This is a genomic window from Reyranella massiliensis 521 (assembly GCF_000312425.1).
Taxonomy (GTDB): Bacteria; Pseudomonadota; Alphaproteobacteria; order Reyranellales; family Reyranellaceae; genus Reyranella; species Reyranella massiliensis.
In genome coordinates this window covers 419,949-436,654 of the sequence record NZ_HE997181.1, presented here as the reverse complement: position 1 = coordinate 436,654, position 16,706 = coordinate 419,949, and the positions used below count along the sequence as shown (strand labels likewise).

The following is a 16,706-nucleotide window of genomic DNA, read 5'->3' as shown; positions in this document are numbered from 1 at the left end:
CTTGCCTCCCTGGCTTGGCGTTCGGCTGCAGGCGGATGATGTCTGTCAACCGGGCGGACAAACATGTACAGTTCGACTGACACCACCCTGACCTGTATCGGTCGTTCCAGCAGGCCAGTTACCCGAAGCCGGAGACAGCGATGATCTCCTTCAAAATCGATCCCGGCGATTCGACGCCGCTGGTCGTTCAGGTCGTCGAGGGCATCCGGCGGCAGATCGACGATCGGCTGCTGCGTCCGGGCACCAAGCTGCCATCGATTCGCAAGCTCGCCGAGACCTATCGGATCAGCCGCTTCACCGCAGTGGAGTCCTACGACCGGCTCGTTGCGCTCGGCTATCTCGAAGCCCGCCGCGGCGCCGGCTTCTTCACGACATCGTCGCGCAATGTCCCGACGCGTCATTCATCGTCGGATGACCAGAAGCGCAACGAGGAACTGGTCTGGCTCGTCCGTCGATTGCTCGAAGCACGCGAAGGAACCATCCTCGCGGGCGGCCCATGGCTTCCCAACGACTGGATGGACGAAATGGGCATCCGTCAGAGCCTTGCAGCGCTCGCCCGCAAGAACGGAACGCACTTGATCGAGTATGGCAATCCGCGCGGCTACCTGCCCCTTCGCGAGCATATCGTTCTCATGCTGTCGGAATTGGGCATCACCGCCAGCGCGTCCCAGATCGTCCTGACTCAAGGGACAAGCCAGGCGCTCGACCTGATCATTCGTCATTTCATCAAACCCGGCGACGCGGTGCTTGTGGACGACCCAGGATACTACAATCTGTTCGGCAGCCTTCGCCTGTACGGCGCCAAGCTGCTCGCCGTGCCGCGCAATGCGGATGGGCCCGATCTGGCGATGCTCGAGCAGCTCGCGGCCGATCATCGACCCAGAATCTACTTCACCCAGTCGGCTCTGCAGAACCCCACCGGGACCAACATGAGTCCGCACGCCAGCTTCCGCGTGCTGCAGCTCGCCGAACAGTTCGGTTTCCTGGTCGTCGAAGACGATATCTTCTGCGACCTGCAAACCAAGAAGACGCCGCGGCTGGCGGCGCTCGACCAGTTCAACCAGGTCATCTATGCGCGAAGCTTCTCGAAGACCCTTTCAGGCAGCCTTCGAGTGGGCTTCCTTGTGGCGGATCAGGCCATCGCGGACGAGCTGACGGACATCAAGATGCTTTCCAGCATCACAAGCTCTCAGTTCATAGAACGACTGCTCTATTCGATGCTGGTCGATGGCCACTACCGGAAGTTCCTGACTCGGCTGCACAAGCGTCTCGATGAGGCGCGGGCCAGTGCGATCCAGACGTTCGAGCGCATCGGGATGCCATTGTTCGTCGAGCCGGGCAGCGGCATGTTCCTGTGGGCACGCTTCCCTCAGATCGAGGACTCGCTGGCGCTGGCGAAGGACGCATCGGATCACGGCATTGTTCTGGCGCCCGGCACGGTCTTCCGGCCGCACCTGCAGCGATCGCCGTGGATGCGCTTCAACGTGACGACCTGCGGCGATTCCCGTCTGCATCGCTGGCTTGAGCACATTGCGGCCCGGCCTGAAGACGATTGGAGCCGGCAGCAGGCGGCGGAATAGCCCTCCTCAGCGCAGCACGACGAGCCCATCGACGGCCACGACGCTCTCACCCTCGCGCTTCACCAGCAATGGGTTGATCTCGGCTTCGGCCACGCCATCGAAGGTCTTGTGCGCCAGGTTCGAGAAGGCGGCGATGGTGCGTGCCAAAGCGGCCACATCGCCTTTCGGCAGGTTGCGATAGCCGCGCAGGGTCGCCAGCCCCTTCACCTCGTCGATCATCTGCCGAGCCTCGGCCTCACCGACCGGGGCGAGCCGCGTCGCAGCATCCCTGTAGATCTCGGCCAGCACGCCGCCGAGGCCGACCGTAATCGTTGGTCCAACCAATGGATCGCGGCGAAAGCCCAGGATGACCTCGGCGAGCCCGCGCTCCATCTTCTGCACCAGGAAGCCTTCGAGGCGTGCCTGGGGCGCATGAGCCCTGACCCGCTTCTCCATCTCGCGCGCCGCGATGGCCGCGGTCTGGCCATCCTGCAGACCGAGCGCCACCCCTCCGGCTTCGGTCTTGTGGGCGATATCGGCCGACAGGATCTTGAGGACCACAGGCGCCCCTACCTCCGCCACCGCCGCCACGATGCGCTTGGCATCGGGGACGGCCATTGACTTCGCCATGGGCACGCCCAGCGTAGCAAAGAGATCGGCGGCCCGCCGTTCGTCGAAGCCCGAGACGCGGCCCGCCTCCAGAGCTCCCAGTGCGGCGACCGATGGCTCCTGCAACGCAGGCACTTGCTGCAGAGGCTTGCGCAGAAGGCAAAGCGCCAAGGCCTCGGCACAGGATTCGGGATGGCGGAAGGCCGGCACGCCCGCTGCCGTCAGCAGAGCCAGCGACTTGTCGGCCGCCGGCGTCAGCGCCACCGCGAACGGCTTGGTGGATTTGGCGAAGCGCAACAGGGGCTCGACCGCCAGCTCGGGATTGAACTGCGCGGAGGAGCCCACGACGAAGATCACCGCGTCGTTGGCGTCGTCGGCCAGCAGACGCTCGATCGTGCCCGCCACGATCTCCGGCTTGGCGCCGGCGAGCGTGAGATCGACCAGCTTGCCGTCCCCGGCCGCAATGCCCAGCGGCTTCAACCAGTCGACCAGCGCGCGCGGTGGCCCGGCGATATCGAGACCTGCCACCGCCATGTTGTCGACGACCATGGCGGCGCCACCGCCGGTGGTCGTGGCGACGGCAACCCGCGAGCCGCGCGACGGCGGCCGGTCCACGAGGAGCGGCGGCACGTCGATCAGGGACTCGAACATCGCAACCCGCGCGATGCCATGCCGGCGGCAGAAGGCATCGAACGTGGCGTCGGATCCCGCAATCGCTCCGGTATGCGACTTGGCAAGCTCCTGGCCGATCGACGAACGGCCGAGCTTGTAGGCGATCACCGGCTTGCCGGCCGCATGGGCGCGCCGCGCCGCATGCGCCAGCCGCTCGCCGTCGCGCAGGGTCTCCATGAAGAGCAGGATGGCATCGGTCCGGGGATCGTCGACCAGCAGATCCGAGATCTCGCCCACGGCGAGATCGACCTCGTTGCCGACCGAAATCAACCGCGAGAAGCCGATGCCGCGGGCATCGGCCCGCGAGAGCAGCGCGCCGATCAGGCTGCCGCTTTGGCTGACCACGGCCCAGCGTCCAGTCCGCAGCTTGTCGACGGCAAAGGCGGCATTCGCCGTCAGCGCCACGGCGGGATCGGTGCTCACCGTGCCGATGCTGTTGGGCCCGACGAGGCGTATGCCTGTCTCGCGCACGATGCGCGTCAGCTCGTCCTGCAGCGAGGCACCGGCCGCGCCGGCATCGGCGAAGCCGCCGGCCAGGATAGACGCCACCTTCACGCTGCGGCGGGCGCAGTCAGCCAGGGCAGTCACAGCCGCCGCGCCATTCAGCAGGATGTAGGCGTGATCTATGTCGCCCGGAATCGCGTCGAGATCCTTGTAGGCTTTCTCGCCGAGAATTTCGCCGCGCGAAGGATTTACCGGCAGGATCTCGCCGGTAAAGCCGTGCTTGCGCAAAAAACGCTGCGGCCGCGACGTCGTCTTGGCTGGATCGGCCGATGCACCGATCAGGGCAATGCGGCGCGGCTCGAACAGAGCTGCGAACAGGTTCTTGGGATCGCTCATGCGCCGAGTATACTCCGCGCATGTTTTCTCGCCGCACTTTCGTCGCTTCAGCACTCTCCACCATCGCCCTGCCGGCATACGGCCAGACCGGACCATGGCCCAACAAGCCAATCCGGCTCGTTGTGCCCTACGCTCCCGGTGGAACGACCGATGTCGTTGCCCGCGTCGTCGCCGAGTATCTCGGCAAGCGTCTGGGACAGAACATCATCGTCGACAACAAGCCCGGCAAGGGCGCGATGGTCGGCACGGCGCTGGTGGCGAAAGCGCCGCCGGATGGCTACACCCTCCTGATGTCGGTGATTTCCGGCCTCACCATTTCGCCCACGCTCTACGGCGGTGGCGACTTCGACCCGATGGCCGACTTCATCCATGTGTCGATCGCCTCGACCAATCCCAGCGTGCTGGTCGTCAATCCGACCTTCGAGGTCAAGACGTTCAAGGACTATGTCGCGTACGCCAAGGCCAATCCGGGCAAGCTCGCCTATGCCACCTCCGGCGCAGGCTCGAGCAACCATCTTCTCGGCGTGCGTCTCTCGCAGGTGATCAGCGCCGAGATGGTTCACGTGCCTTATCGCGGCGCAGGTCCTGCCATGATCGACACGATCAATGGCAATGTGCCTTCGATGTTCGACTCGCTGCCCTCGGCGGCGCCACACATCAAGGCCGGCAAGGTCCGGGCGCTTGCGGTCAGCGGCGAGCAGCGCAATCCCGCCTTCCCCGATGTGCCGACCATGAAGGAAGCGGGCTACCCCGACCTCATCTCCTACTCCTGGTTCGGCATCTCGGTGCCCGCCAAGACCCCGGCGCCGATCGTCGATCGCATCGCGACAGAGATGCAGGCCGTGCTGAAGGAGCCGGCCGTCGTCAAACGCTGGGAAGAGATCGGTGCCGAACCCAGCACGATGACACCTGCCGAGGTCACGCGCTTCGTGCAGGAGGAAATCGACAAGTGGACGCCGGTCGTAAAGTCATCCGGCGCCAAGCCCGAGTAAGGAGGAACTCAACATGACCATCCGTCGCGTGATCTCGCCCGCCGTCGCCGAGCCGCCGCCCGAGCGTTGGTCCAACTGTCTCGTCGTCGATGGCGTCGCCTATGTCTCCGGCATGACGGCACGGACCGGCACGACCGTTGCCGGGAACGACGAGTACGAGCAGGCAAAAGTGATCTTCGGCAAGATCAAGTCCCTGCTCGAAGCCGCCGGCGGCGCCATGTCCGACGTGGTCAAGATCACGGTGTTCGTCACGGAGATCGCCAACAACACCAAGGTCTGGGCAGCCCGACGCGAGTTCTTCACAGGTGACTTCCCGGCCTCGACCTTGGTCGAGGTGAGCGCGCTCGCCGCGCCCGAAATCCTGGTCGAGATCGAAGCTGTGGCCCATCTCGGCAAGGGAAAGCGGTAACAGCGGCAACCGCCAACCAGGGTGTCAGTGCTTGCCGCGCGACGGCATAGGCGACATGGCCTCGAAGACACCGTCGCGCCGGATCAGGGCATGGAACAGCGCCGCCGCGAGGTGCAGCAGGATCAGCGCGAAGAAGGCCAGCGCCAGCCAATGATGTGCGCTGCGCAGCAGCGTGTGCAGGGCGTCGCTCTGCGGCAGGATCGCCGGCAGCCGGATTCCGCCATAGAGCACGATCGGATAGTCGCCGGCCGACAGCATCGCCCAACCGATCAAGGGCATGGCGATCATGAGCGCGTAGAGCGCGTAGTGAGAGAGGATCGCACCCAGCCGCATGAGCGGCGGCAGGCTTGCCGGGAGCGGCGGCGCGCCCAGCACGAGGCGCACGCCGAGCCGCAGCAATGCCAGGACGAAGATCACGGCGCCCAGCGTTTTGTGCGTCTCCAGCAAGGGTACGTAACGCGGCGCGGTGGTCGAGACCATGCCGATGCCGATGAACAGCATCGCCACGATGCACACCGCCATCAGCCAATGCAGCAGGCGCTGAAGGCCAGTGAAGCGGGTCAGCTGCCTGCTCATTGTTTGGGGCTCCCGGAAGTCCTGGGATAATGCTTCGCCTCCGCCGTGCGCCGGTCGTAGGACCTCGCGTATGCGGCCGAGCGGGCGGCGGGAAACGGATCGTCCGAAACTGAGATACCCTTCGGCAGGATTGTCGGATCGAAGTTGATCTCGCGACAGGGACCGTCGGCCTCCGCCTCGATCCGCTGCACCACCAAGGTGCCGACCTCGACAGTGCGCCGATCGGCCGGCCAGGCCTTGCTGGGATCGGCGGTGACGTCGCCCGGCTCGGCCACGGTCACCGTCATCGTCCAGCGTTGCGGTCCCGCGGCGACGCGCTGTGCGATCTCCTGTTCGAGATAATTGGGGCCACGCTTGGCAAGCTCGGCGGGCGCGATCGGCACCGGCTCTGCCGCCGGCCGCAGCGACCAGCGCACCGCGCGCGCAACACCGGTCTTGTCGACGAACAGGAAGGCGTTCAGGCCGTTGTACGGGTCTTCGGCATAGCTCGACGTCCAGGGCGCGGTGGCGGCCCATTTGCCGAAGGCCGCGATCTCCGGATGCGCGGCGACCACGCGCTTCATCGCCTCAGGGTCCTTGCTGTGCGCGGCCTTCTGCAGTTCATAGAAGGCTTGCGGTGTCGCGACGGGAAAGAACGGCGGGTCGATCATCGCGCTGCGCCAGACCCCGCCGTCCGGCGTCGTGATCTGCAGCCCCAGGCCGCGAACCCGAACCGTCGCATCCGCCGCCGTGGGACTGGGTGTCGCGAGATTGAAACGGCCGACGACCGGATAGCTACCAGGCGCAAAGACCTGAGCGACCGAGAGATCCGCACCTTTGCCATTCGAGTCGAACATGCCGGTGAAGCAGATGCCCTTGGCGTGATTGCGGCGATAGCCGAGGGCGGGCCCCTCCGCCGGCGCCAGCACATCGACCAGCTTGGCCGGCGTCAGGCGGTTGGGCGAGAGCCAGCCCGCCGTGTAAGCGAAGGCGCCCGCGCCCACCGCCACGACGACGGCGATCAGCACACAGGATGCGGCGAACGAACGGGACGGCGACATTGGAGGTTCGACCATGGAGGACCGTTGGCGAAAGCCGTTGGTTGCTGTTCTCCATCCCGAGTTAGTCCCGCAGGCAATTCTCTGCGAGTAACAATCCCGTGGTCATTACGTCAGAATCGCCGGCACAGTTCTTGCGGCGAGGACGACGTCGTTCCGAGCGGAATGCGCTCGGGCTATGCGTCCAGCTCGATATCGTAGCGGATGAAGCCGCGGTTGACGGCGACCTTGTCGTAAAGCAGCCGCGCCGTGGCATTGCTCTCCTGGGTCTGCCAGTAGACGCGTGGGCATTTGCGTTCGCGCGCCCAGTCGGCGACGGCCTCGATCAGCGCCCGCGCCACGCCCTTGCCGCGCACGTCAGATGCCGTGAACAGGTCCTGCAGATAGCAGACGTCGGCAGACGAAGTGTTGGCGTGGATCAGGAAATGCGTGATGCCGACCAGGCGACCATCGAGCTTGGCGCCCAACGCATGCATGCGCGTATCCTTCTGGAACTCGTTCCAGGCACGGTCGTACATCTCCTGCGAAAGCGTCCGCTTGTAGAAGTCGATATAGGCGCGGAACAGGACCTCCCATTCCGTGCGGTCACCTTCGACGAGCTTGCCGACTCTCAACATCACGCGTGACTGAACATGGATTTGCCGGCAACTGGCATCGTGGCTTTCAGGATGGTCCCGCTCACGACCTTGCCGCTCTGGCGCGAGACGACGAGGTAGAGATCGCGACCGGAGAAAGCGACATTGGTGCAGTAGATATCGTCGCCGCAATCGACATGGTGGGTCGGCCGGCCGAGATGATCGAAGCGCCAGGCGGTCGTGCTGGGATGGGCGATCACCAGTCCACCCTCCTCGTCCAACGCCATGCCATCAGGCCCGGCGTGGCCACCACTCATCTGGATGAACAGGCCGACCTTGCTGGCGGAACCATCAGCCATCAACGGCAGGCGCCACACGGCATTGCCGCGCGTCACCCCGACATAGAGCACGTTCTCCGCCTTGTTCATGACGAGGCCGTTGGGGCTGGGCACCGTGCCGACCAGCATCGTGAGCTTGCCGGCCGTATCGTAGCGATAGACCCGGCCTGTCGGGTCGTGCAGGCCGGTCTGGCCCTGGTCGGTAAAATAGAGATCACCATTGGCGGCAAAGAACAGATCGTTGACGCCCTTGAAGCTCTCCGAGCCGCGCGTCTCGATCAGCGGCGTCACCTTGCCGGTCGCCGGATCCAACAGAACGATGCCGCGCTTGTAGTCGGTGATGAAGATGCGGCCGTCCTTGTGAATCTTGAGACCGTTCGGCCAGCCATCGTACTCCGTCACCAGCGTCCACTCGCCCTTCGGGTCGATGCGAAAGACGCGACCGAACGGAATGTCGGTGACGTAGAGATTACCGTCGCGATCGAAGCTCGGCCCTTCGAGAAAGGAGTCGAGCACCTGGCCGACGGCGTTGGCATCGCCCCATGAGGTCCGACCAGGTTTGCGAAACCTCTCCGGCAGCCGCGTGAACTCGGTCGCGGCTACCGGCTTGGTGAGGCCATACATCTAGGCAGCCTTCACTTCACGCTCGGCCTTGAGCGCACGCACCGTCTGGCGGAACGCATGGACGGTCTTCTCGATCTCCGCCGCGCCGTGGCTCGCCGACACGAAGCCGCCCGGGGCGCCCATGACATCCACGCCATGGGTCATCAGGCCCATGCGGATCTTGCCGCTGAGCGGGCCCGAACGGCCGCCCTTCAACTTGGCGAAGCCCTGCTTCAGCGGATCGAAGGTCGCCGGATCGATGTCGTCGCCGGTCGGGTTGGGATAGATCAGGAAGGTCGAGGACTGGCCGTAGATGCCCCAGGGAATCCCCTCGTCGACCAGCACTTGCGTCAGCGCCTTGCGCAACACGGCCGCCGTCCGGTTGGCCTTCTCGGCAAGGTCCTCGTCGCGCAGCAGCGAGAGCGCCGTCACCGCTGCGGCGGCCGATAGCGGGTTGGCGTTGTAGGTGCCCGGATGGCCGATGCGCTCCTGCTTCTTCGCGGCGGTCGAGGCATGATCGATCAGATCGAGGATCTCGCGCTTGCCTGCCACCGCGCCGCCCGGCAGTCCGCCGGCCACGATCTTGGCCAGGATGCAGAGGTCCGGCGTCACGCCGAAGGCTTTCTGGGCACCGCCGGAAGACCAGCGGAAGCCCGTGATGACCTCGTCCATCAACATCACGACGCCACGCTTGGTCGTCACGTCGCGCACCGTCTGAATGAAGCCCGGCGGCAGCGGCACCTGCCCCCACGATGCGCCCGACGGCTCGAACATCACGGCGGCGATGTCGTCGCGGCTCTCGAGCAGCTTCACGACGGCGCCGACATCGTCGGACGGCATCAGGATGGTGAGATCGGCGACGCTTTGGGGAACACCTGGGGTGGTCGTGCCGTCATAGTGCGAGGTGGCGCCGGCGGCGACCGTGTCGTGCCAGCCGTGGAAGTGGCCGATGAAACGTACGATCTTGTCCTTGCCTGTGTAGGCACGCGCCAGCCGGATCGCCATGTGCGAGGCCTCGGTGCCCGATGCGGTGAAACGCACCTTCTCGGCCGACGGAATCAGCTCGCACACCAGTTCGGCCCAGCGCACCTCCAGCTCGTGGCTCGATCCATAGTGCGTGCCCAGTTCGATCTGCCGCTTAACCGCCTCGATGACGGCGGGATGCGAATGGCCCAGCAGCATCGCACCGTGGCCGCCGAAATAGTCGACATACTCGTTGCCATCGACGTCCCACTTGCGCGGGCCGACCGCGCGCGAGACGTGAATCGAATAGGGGTCGAGGTAGCGCGCGTCGTGCGTGATGCCGCTCGGCAGCACCTTGGCCGCACGCTCGTACAGCACGGCGGAGCCGCCGGTACGCGCACGATAATCGGCCACGATGGCCGAATTCGTCTGTGATGAATCGTTCTTTTGCGTGGTCATACTTGCCCTCAACCCAGCTAATGGCAGAGCATCGCTTGTCTCGCTTGTCTCGCCAAGGGGCACACGCCAGAGTTCCGCCTTCCAGAGCGGAGGAACGCAGTGAACGCCAAGCCTCGTGGCCGCCAATTCTTCAATAATCCCGGCCCAACAAACATTCCCGACCGCATCCTGCGGGCGATGGACCGGCCGGTCATCGATTTCATGTCTGACGAGTTCCTCGCCATCCATCACGCCTGCCACAACGGTGTGAAGCGCGTGCTGAAGACCGACCAGAACCTGTTCCTCTACACGTCGTCCGGCCACGGCGCCTGGGAGGCCGCTCTCGCCAATCTCTTCTCTCCCGGCGAAACCGTGCTGATGGTCGAGACAGGCTACTTCTCGGACAGCTGGACCGAGATGGCCAATCACCTGGACATCAAGGTCGAGACGATCCACGCCGACATCCGCAAGGGCGCCGACATATCGAAGATCGCGGAGCGCCTTGCCAAGGACAAGCAGCACGAGATCAAGGCGGTGCTCACAGTCCACAACGAGACGGCGACGGGCATGGTGCTGCCACTGGCCGAGGTGCGTCGTGCTATCGACGAAGCCAAGCACCCAGCCCTGCTGCTCAGCGACACGATCTCCTCGCTCGCCAGCATGGAATACAAGATGGATGCCTGGGGCGTCGACCTGACCGTGGGCGGCAGCCAGAAGGGCCTGATGCTGCCGACCGGCATGTCGTTGACCGGCGTCAGCAACAAGGCGCTGGAAGTGTCGCGCAAGTCCAAGACGCCGCGTCACTACTGGAGCTGGGACATGATGACCGGCCGCGCGCCGCAGAAGTTCGTGGGCACAGCCCCCGTTCACATGTTCTTCGGTCTTCAGGAGTCGCTGAAGATGCTGGAGGAGGAAGGCCTCGACGCCGTGTTCGCGCGACACGCCCGCCTCGCCGAAGCGACCCGCGCTGCCGTGCGCGTCTGGGGCTCCGACGGCAAGGGACCGCAGCTCTTCTGCCAGACGCCCGACCGCCTTTCCAATTCGGTCACCGCCGTCGTCATGCCCGAGGGCGTGAGCTCCGATCCGCTGCGCAAGACGGCCGTCGACCGTTTCAACCTGTCGCTGGGTGGCGGCCTCGGCAAGATGATGGGCAAGATGTTCCGCATCGGCCATATGGGCGATCTCAACGAGCCGATGCTGCTGGGCTGCCTCGCCACGACCGAGCTTGCCATGCAGGCGTCGGGCGTGCCGTTCGTGCCCGGCGGCGTGGACGCAGCGATCAAGTCGCTGGCAGCGTAACTCTTCGTCCTCTCCCGCTACGCGAGAGAGGATAGAAGAGCAGGTGGGCCCGTCAGAAGTCCGGTGTCTTGCCGGTCAGAGCGGCGACGAAGCGCTCCGGCTTCAGTGCCGAAAGGCGAGTGTCGCGAGTGACGGCGGGCTCGAGGTGGATGCCGTGCACCGGCTCGAATGTCGCCGTGTCGGGATGAAAGGCATAGAGCTGGCCTTCCGTCAGATTGAACCACCATGCATGCAGCACCAGCTTGCCGGCGGCGACGCGCTCGGCGAGCCAGGGGAAGCCCATCAGGTTCTTCATGCTGTTGACGACGGCCGCCTGCTCGACGGCGCGCATGATCTCCGCGCGCGGCCGGCCGGCCATCTCGCGCACCACGACGTCGCGTGTCTCGCGCGCGACACTTGTCCAGGTCGAGAGATAGTCGAAGCTGGCAAAGACGCTGTCCTGCCCGTCGACCAGCGCTGCAATGCCGCCGCACAACGCGTGCCCCAGGATGACGACGTGCTCGACCTCGAGCCCGCGCACGGCAAACTCGATGGCCGCCGACGTGCCGTGCTGCCGCTCGTCGGGCGGAATCTGCGCCGGCGGCACCATCGCCGCCACGTTGCGGATTGTGAAGATGTCGCCCGGCTGGGTCTGGGTCAGGATACCCGGATCGACCCGGGCATCGGAGCACCCCACGATCAGTATCTTGGGCGACTGGCCCTCGGTCGCCAGCTTCTCGAACAGGTCGAGGTGCTCACGATAGTAGCCCACGCGGAAATCCGCGAAGCCTCTGAGAAGCCGTTCCAGCGCCATGGGTTGCCTCGTGCCTGTTTGCGGGGTGCGGCGACATAGACGATGATGCTGCCTTCGGCAAATCCAACAAGTTTGTGCGGTATGACTGAAGAACTTCTCTACGAGAGGCGCGGTGACATCGGCTGGGTGACATTCAACCGGCCCAAAGCACGCAACGCGCTGACTTTCGCCATGTACGAAGGCCTGGCCGAGATCTGCGGCCGGATCGGCCAGACCAAGGAGATCCGCGCCCTGGTGATTACCGGCGCCGGGGAAAAGGCTTTTGCCGCCGGCACCGACATCGCCCAGTTCAAGAGCTTCGAGAGCGGCGACGACGGCATCGCCTACGAGCGCAAGATCGACCGCATCGTCGGGACGATCGAGGCCTGCCCCGTGCCGACGATTGCGGCCGTGTCGGGCTTTTGCACAGGCGGCGGCGCGGCCATCGCCGCTGTCTGCGATTTCAGGATCGCCGCAACGAACGCCCAGTTCGGCTTCCCCATCGCCCGCACCCTGGGCAATTGCCTGTCGATGGCCAACTACGCACGGCTGGTCGCTCTGCTCGGGCCCCAGCGGGTCAAGGAAATGCTGATGCTGGCCAAGCTCATCGATGCCCAGGCGGCGCTGGCCTGCGGGCTTGTGAGCGAGCTGTTGCCGGATCCGGGAACCCTCTATACGCGGGCCGAAGAACTGGCCCAGACACTGGCCGGCCACGCGCCGATCACCATGCAGGTGACCAAGGAGGCGCTGCGGCGGCTTCAGGCCCGCTTGGGTGACGAGAATATCGACGATCTCGTCAGACTGGCTTACGGTAGCGCCGACTTCCGCGAGGGCATGGCGGCCTTCCTGGAGAAGCGGGCGCCCAAATGGTCAGGCGCCTGACTTAAGGAACGACCACCGAGGGGGACGTAATGATACGGATTGCCAAAATCGCCACGGTTCTGGGCCTGTGCGTAGCCGCCGCCGCCTGCCAGAATCCGAAGCAGGTAATTGCGAACAAGGAAGACATGATGATCGCGGCCGGCTTCAAGTTCGTGCCGGCGAACACACCGCAGCGTCAGGCGGCGTTCCGCTCGCTGCCGCCGCACAAGTTCTCGCGCGAGATCAAGAACGGCCAAGTCTTCTACGTCTATCCGGACCCGACCGTCTGCGTGTGCATCTATGTCGGCAACTCGGCCGCCTATGGCACGTACCGCAACAACGTCTTCCAGAAGAACCTGGCGGACGAGCAGCAGATGACGGCCGACGAGAACGCCATGAACGATTGGGATTGGGGTCCCTGGGGCGGCTATCCCTATCCCGGCTGGTACTACTAGCCACAAGCCTACGGCTGCCAGAACCACTTCCCGGCCTGCGCGCTTTGCTGCGCGGGGCTCAGGGCCAAGATTGTCCAGCGTATGGGCGTCGAGCATCGTGAGCTGACGACGCGTCAGAACTGCGCCTCGACAGAACCCAATCCGACGAAGGTGCCACGGGCGTGCGTGCCCGGCGGAAAATAGCGCAGGCCGGTCCATGAACCCGTCGTGATCGCTTGGCCAACGCGGAGGCCGCCACGGAGGCGCACCGCATGGTCGATCATCCAGGCGAGCGGCCGCACCGGATCGACGGCGCCGAGCCCGCCCTTCTGATCGACGATCGTTTGGCCGTCGATGTCGAGCGTCACTCGAAGATTCGCCCAGTCCAGAGCCTTCCAATTCTGGATCGCCCCGCCCACCACCAGCGCATGGTTCATCTGGTTGTCGGCGAGCAGCCATTCGGGATCGAGCTTCTGGAAATTGGCGAGTCTCGTGTCGACGACTTCCATGCCGACGAAGGCATCGCCCACCACAGAGAGGGCTTCGTCGTAGCTCACCGGCGTGTCGCGTGCTGCGATGTCGCGCGCGATGTGGAAGGAGATCTCGATCTCGACCCCGATCATGTGCATCGCCTTGCCGTCGAAGCGCGCCGGCGAAGGAACGAGTGCACCCGCCAGAAGGGGCGCCGGATTCGGTTCCGCCGTCGGCGTCCGCGCGCCGACTTTCCAACCGGCGACTGGTCCCGTCGCGGCGGCAACACCGTCCTGAATGGCATAGACCGCAGAGCGGTCCGACAGTTCGAACGGCGGCGCCACCTGCGTGCCGGAACGTCGGGCATTCAGCAGAGCGTGCACGGCGTGGGAAATATCGATGGTCATGTTAAGCTCGCGCAAAGCAACGAAAGACCGGAGGAACAATGCCCTACGCGAGCGGGCGCGTCATTCACGACGCCGACGCCCACATCATGGAAGTGCCGGGCTTCCTCGAAAATTATCTCGAAGCCGGACATCGGGCGACAGTGACCGACAAGGTGCTGTTCCCTCGGCACGAGGGATTTCATAGCCACCTCAAGGACGATCACCGTCAGGGCATCGCCGATGGCAGCGGTTTCGACGAAGCGCAGATCATGCTCGCCAAGAACTGGGATGCGCTCGGCGCCTATCGCAAGGAGGATCGCACGCGGTCGGTCGAGTTGCTGGGCTTCGCCAGCCAGCTCATGTTCACGACGGCGCTGCTGAACTACTCCTCGGTGCTGGAAGGAGGACGCGACCCCGACCTCGCCTATGCCGTGGCCCGCGCCCATACGCGCCATATGGTCGACTTCTGTTCGGTCGACCGCCGGCTGCTGCCGACGGGCTATGTGCCGCTGATCGACTTCGAGCGCACCGCCAAAGCCGCACGCGAGGCGATCGACCTCGGCGCCAAGGCACTGATGATCCCCTCGCGCTGCCCCGACGCCCATTCGCCAAGCCATATCGGCTTCGATCCATTGTGGGCCGTCGCCCAGGATGCCGGCCTGCCGATCGTGTTCCATGTCGGCGGCGGCGGAAAGCTCCTTGAGGACGCCTACTTCAACAACGGCCTTCCGCCGGTGCCCGACTTCCATGGCGGCGACGACAATTTCAAGTCTATCGACTACATGGCCATCGCCTATCCGGTAATGAAGACGCTGACGGCGCTGGTCGTCGACCGTGTACTCGACCGCTTCCCGCGCCTGAAATTCGGCGTCATCGAACAAGGCGCCTCGTGGGTCCCGGGCTGGATGCGCAACATGGATAGCGCCCACAACGCCTTCTACAAGAACGAGGAGCGGCTGCAGAAGATGTCGCTGAAGCCCTCTGAGTTCGTGGCCCGGCAGGTCCGCGTGACGCCCTACCCGCACGAAGATGCCGGCTGGATCATCGCCAACACGGCCGACGAGGTCTGTCTCTTCTCCTCGGACTATCCCCACATCGAAGGCGGCCGTCATCCCATCAAGCGCTTCGAGGCGTCCATGGAAAAGGCCGGCACCAGCGAACGCCAGAAGCAGAAATTCTATTGCGACAATTTCATCGACCTGATGGGCAACGGCCTCGCCACCGATCTGCGCCATCCGACGCAGGCAGCGGCATGAAAACCTATTCGACGCTTCTCCAGAGCCAGACCGGCGCGGTCCGCACCATCACCACCAACCGGCCGGACGTGCTGAACGCGCAGAGCCGGCTTCTGCTCGAGGAACTGGACGACGCCTTCCTGCGCGCCGCCGACGATCCCGAAGTGCGCGTCATCATCCTGGCGGGCGCCGGCAAGCACTTCTCCGCCGGTCACGATCTCGGCAGTCCGCAGGAGATGGAGGACCAGAAGAAGACCGCGCTGGAGCCCGGCTTCAAGGGCGAGTACCGGCGCCTCTGGGAGCGCTTCTTCGAAAACACGATGCGCTGGCGCGACCTGCCCAAGCCCACCATCGCCCAGGTCCAGGGCTACTGCATCATGGGCGGCATGATGATCGCGTCGGCTTGCGACATCATCATCGCGAGCGAAGATGCACAGTTTGCGGACCGCGCCGTCAAATGGGGCGGCTCGCACGTTCAGTATTTCTCGATGCCGTGGGACTTCGGCCCGCGCAAGACCAAGGAATACCTGTTCACCGGCGAGTTCATCTCCGCGGCCGAGGCCGAGAAGGCCGGCCTGGTGAACCGCGTGGTGCCGCGGGAAAAACTCGAAGACGAGACCATGGCGCTGGCCCAGAAGATCGCCGAACGCGACCCCTATGCGCTGAAGCTCGCCAAGGCGTCGGTCAACGAGACACAGGACGCGCAGGGCTGGCGACAGGCCATGGAGGGCGCTTTCAAGAACTACATGCTGACCATCCCGCATCGCATGGAGATGGGAACCTATGGCCCGGCCGCCCGCGAGAAGGCCCCGAAGGACCGCTTCGCCGTTCTTAACAAGAAGGCAGGCTAGCGCTTCGGCGTGACGACCGGCGGCCTCGGCGGCGCTTCGAGGCCGGTCGACATCTTGAAGGTGAGTGTGGTCATGAAGCGCATCGAGTCGTAGGCCTGCGTGCCGTGCGTGCCGGGCGTAGAATCGATCGCCATCACCTCGACCATGTAGGTGCCTTTCCACGGCAGATCGACATCGAACGCGCCGCTGTCGTCGGTCTTGAGCTCACGCTGCCAGCCGAACTCGGCGGCAACCTCGACCTTTGCCTTGGGCAGCGGCTTGCCGTCGTAGAAGACCCTGAAGGCACCCGGCTTGCCCGTCGGCACGATGTCGAGGGTGATCAACGGCTTGCGCTCGGTGAAGTCGCTGACATAGCGCGCCGACAGGCGGCCGAGGGTACGCGTGACCTCGTCGCCCCGCTTGCGCTCCATGACCCGCACCTGCTCGGCAACGACGCTTCCGGTTCCAGTCGGAGCGCCGCCGAGCTGGAAGGCGGCCGGTCCCTTGTCGATCTTCAGCACGGTCTCGCCGGACGCTCCAAACGCCTTGGCGGCCGGCAGCGGCTCGAAGCGATCGAGCAGGCCAGGCGACCCCTCGCGCAAATTCTCGCCAAACTCACCGAAATAGAGCTGGAAGCCATCGCCTTCCGGCTCGATCCAGAGCGCATGCGCCGAGGCAGCGGTGGTGAACGACAGCCAAAGAAGAGCGGCGATGACAAGACGCATGACGATGTCCTCCGAAGGACGAGAAATACCTTCGGCCGATATCGATTACTAGACGCAATCTAAATTATGAGAGACGAAGGCA

General features: G+C 64.8%; 17 protein-coding genes. 8 read left to right on the top strand and 9 right to left on the bottom strand.

Going from position 1 to position 16,706, the window contains the following annotated elements; translation table 11 throughout:
• Positions 1-140: 140 nt before the first annotated feature.
• Positions 141-1,580, top strand: coding sequence for an aminotransferase-like domain-containing protein (locus BN60_RS02140; protein WP_020694331.1), 1,440 nt, complete (start codon positions 141-143; stop codon positions 1,578-1,580).
• A gap of 6 nt (positions 1,581-1,586) precedes the next feature.
• Here BN60_RS02140 and BN60_RS02135 read toward each other — a convergent pair whose 3' ends face one another.
• Positions 1,587-3,680, bottom strand: a complete 2,094-nt coding sequence (locus BN60_RS02135) for an acetate--CoA ligase family protein (RefSeq protein WP_020694330.1) — start codon at positions 3,678-3,680, stop codon at positions 1,587-1,589.
• 20 nt (positions 3,681-3,700) lie between these two features.
• On the opposite strand from BN60_RS02135, the gene BN60_RS02130 reads away from it, so the two are divergent.
• A complete protein-coding gene (locus BN60_RS02130) occupies positions 3,701-4,672 on the top strand; it encodes a Bug family tripartite tricarboxylate transporter substrate binding protein (RefSeq protein WP_020694329.1) in 972 nt (323 codons plus the stop codon).
• 13 nt (positions 4,673-4,685) lie between these two features.
• Positions 4,686-5,081 carry a RidA family protein gene (locus BN60_RS02125; RefSeq protein WP_020694328.1) on the top strand — a complete coding sequence of 132 codons (396 nt, stop codon included), beginning with the start codon at positions 4,686-4,688 and terminating at the stop codon, positions 5,079-5,081.
• A 24-nt stretch (positions 5,082-5,105) separates the two neighbouring features.
• Here BN60_RS02125 and BN60_RS02120 read toward each other — a convergent pair whose 3' ends face one another.
• The 5 genes from BN60_RS02120 to BN60_RS02100 all read right to left on the bottom strand — a co-directional run bounded on the left by BN60_RS02120 (position 5,106) and on the right by BN60_RS02100 (position 9,632).
• Positions 5,106-5,657 carry a cytochrome b gene (locus BN60_RS02120; RefSeq protein WP_020694327.1) on the bottom strand — a complete coding sequence of 184 codons (552 nt, stop codon included), beginning with the start codon at positions 5,655-5,657 and terminating at the stop codon, positions 5,106-5,108.
• Positions 5,654-6,697 carry a catalase family peroxidase gene (locus BN60_RS02115; RefSeq protein WP_202949772.1) on the bottom strand — a complete coding sequence of 348 codons (1,044 nt, stop codon included), beginning with the start codon at positions 6,695-6,697 and terminating at the stop codon, positions 5,654-5,656. The genes BN60_RS02120 and BN60_RS02115 overlap by 4 nt, the downstream gene beginning before the upstream one ends.
• Before the next feature lie 173 nt (positions 6,698-6,870).
• Entirely contained in the window at positions 6,871-7,311 is a 441-nt protein-coding gene (locus BN60_RS02110) for a GNAT family N-acetyltransferase (protein ID WP_020694325.1), read from the bottom strand.
• On the bottom strand, positions 7,311-8,231 hold the full coding sequence (locus BN60_RS02105; RefSeq protein ID WP_020694324.1) for an SMP-30/gluconolactonase/LRE family protein: 921 nt from the start codon (positions 8,229-8,231) through the stop codon (positions 7,311-7,313). Before BN60_RS02105 ends, BN60_RS02110 begins: the two co-directional genes overlap by 1 nt.
• Positions 8,232-9,632: an aspartate aminotransferase family protein gene (locus BN60_RS02100; protein WP_020694323.1), complete on the bottom strand. Its 1,401-nt coding sequence runs from the start codon at positions 9,630-9,632 to the stop codon at positions 8,232-8,234.
• A gap of 99 nt (positions 9,633-9,731) precedes the next feature.
• On the opposite strand from BN60_RS02100, the gene BN60_RS02095 reads away from it, so the two are divergent.
• A complete protein-coding gene (locus BN60_RS02095; protein ID WP_020694322.1) occupies positions 9,732-10,910 on the top strand; it encodes a pyridoxal-phosphate-dependent aminotransferase family protein in 1,179 nt (392 codons plus the stop codon).
• A 52-nt stretch (positions 10,911-10,962) separates the two neighbouring features.
• On the opposite strand, the gene BN60_RS02090 is transcribed toward BN60_RS02095, so the two are convergent.
• Positions 10,963-11,703: a carbonic anhydrase gene (locus tag BN60_RS02090; RefSeq protein WP_020694321.1), complete on the bottom strand. Its 741-nt coding sequence runs from the start codon at positions 11,701-11,703 to the stop codon at positions 10,963-10,965.
• Between the two features lie 81 nt (positions 11,704-11,784).
• Between BN60_RS02090 and BN60_RS02085 the strand changes: the two genes are divergently transcribed.
• Together BN60_RS02085 and BN60_RS02080 are read left to right on the top strand one after the other, a co-directional pair.
• Entirely contained in the window at positions 11,785-12,564 is a 780-nt protein-coding gene (locus BN60_RS02085) for an enoyl-CoA hydratase/isomerase family protein (RefSeq protein WP_020694320.1), read from the top strand.
• Positions 12,565-12,593: 29 nt separating this feature from the next.
• The gene (locus BN60_RS02080; RefSeq protein ID WP_020694319.1) at positions 12,594-12,998 is read left to right on the top strand and encodes a hypothetical protein; all 405 of its coding nucleotides are present in this window, start codon (positions 12,594-12,596) and stop codon (positions 12,996-12,998) included.
• A gap of 113 nt (positions 12,999-13,111) precedes the next feature.
• On the opposite strand, the gene BN60_RS02075 is transcribed toward BN60_RS02080, so the two are convergent.
• Positions 13,112-13,855, bottom strand: coding sequence for a 2-keto-4-pentenoate hydratase (locus tag BN60_RS02075; RefSeq protein WP_020694318.1), 744 nt, complete (start codon positions 13,853-13,855; stop codon positions 13,112-13,114).
• A gap of 38 nt (positions 13,856-13,893) precedes the next feature.
• Between BN60_RS02075 and BN60_RS02070 the strand changes: the two genes are divergently transcribed.
• Entirely contained in the window at positions 13,894-15,090 is a 1,197-nt protein-coding gene (locus BN60_RS02070) for an amidohydrolase family protein (protein ID WP_020694317.1), read from the top strand.
• Complete coding sequence (locus tag BN60_RS02065; RefSeq protein WP_020694316.1) at positions 15,087-15,920, top strand: enoyl-CoA hydratase; 834 nt, start codon at positions 15,087-15,089, stop codon at positions 15,918-15,920. The genes BN60_RS02070 and BN60_RS02065 overlap by 4 nt, the downstream gene beginning before the upstream one ends.
• On the opposite strand, the gene BN60_RS02060 is transcribed toward BN60_RS02065, so the two are convergent.
• Complete coding sequence (locus tag BN60_RS02060) at positions 15,917-16,624, bottom strand: DUF4198 domain-containing protein (RefSeq protein WP_020694315.1); 708 nt, start codon at positions 16,622-16,624, stop codon at positions 15,917-15,919. The two genes, BN60_RS02065 and BN60_RS02060, sit on opposite strands and share 4 nt — an antisense overlap.
• Positions 16,625-16,706: the final 82 nt, after the last annotated feature.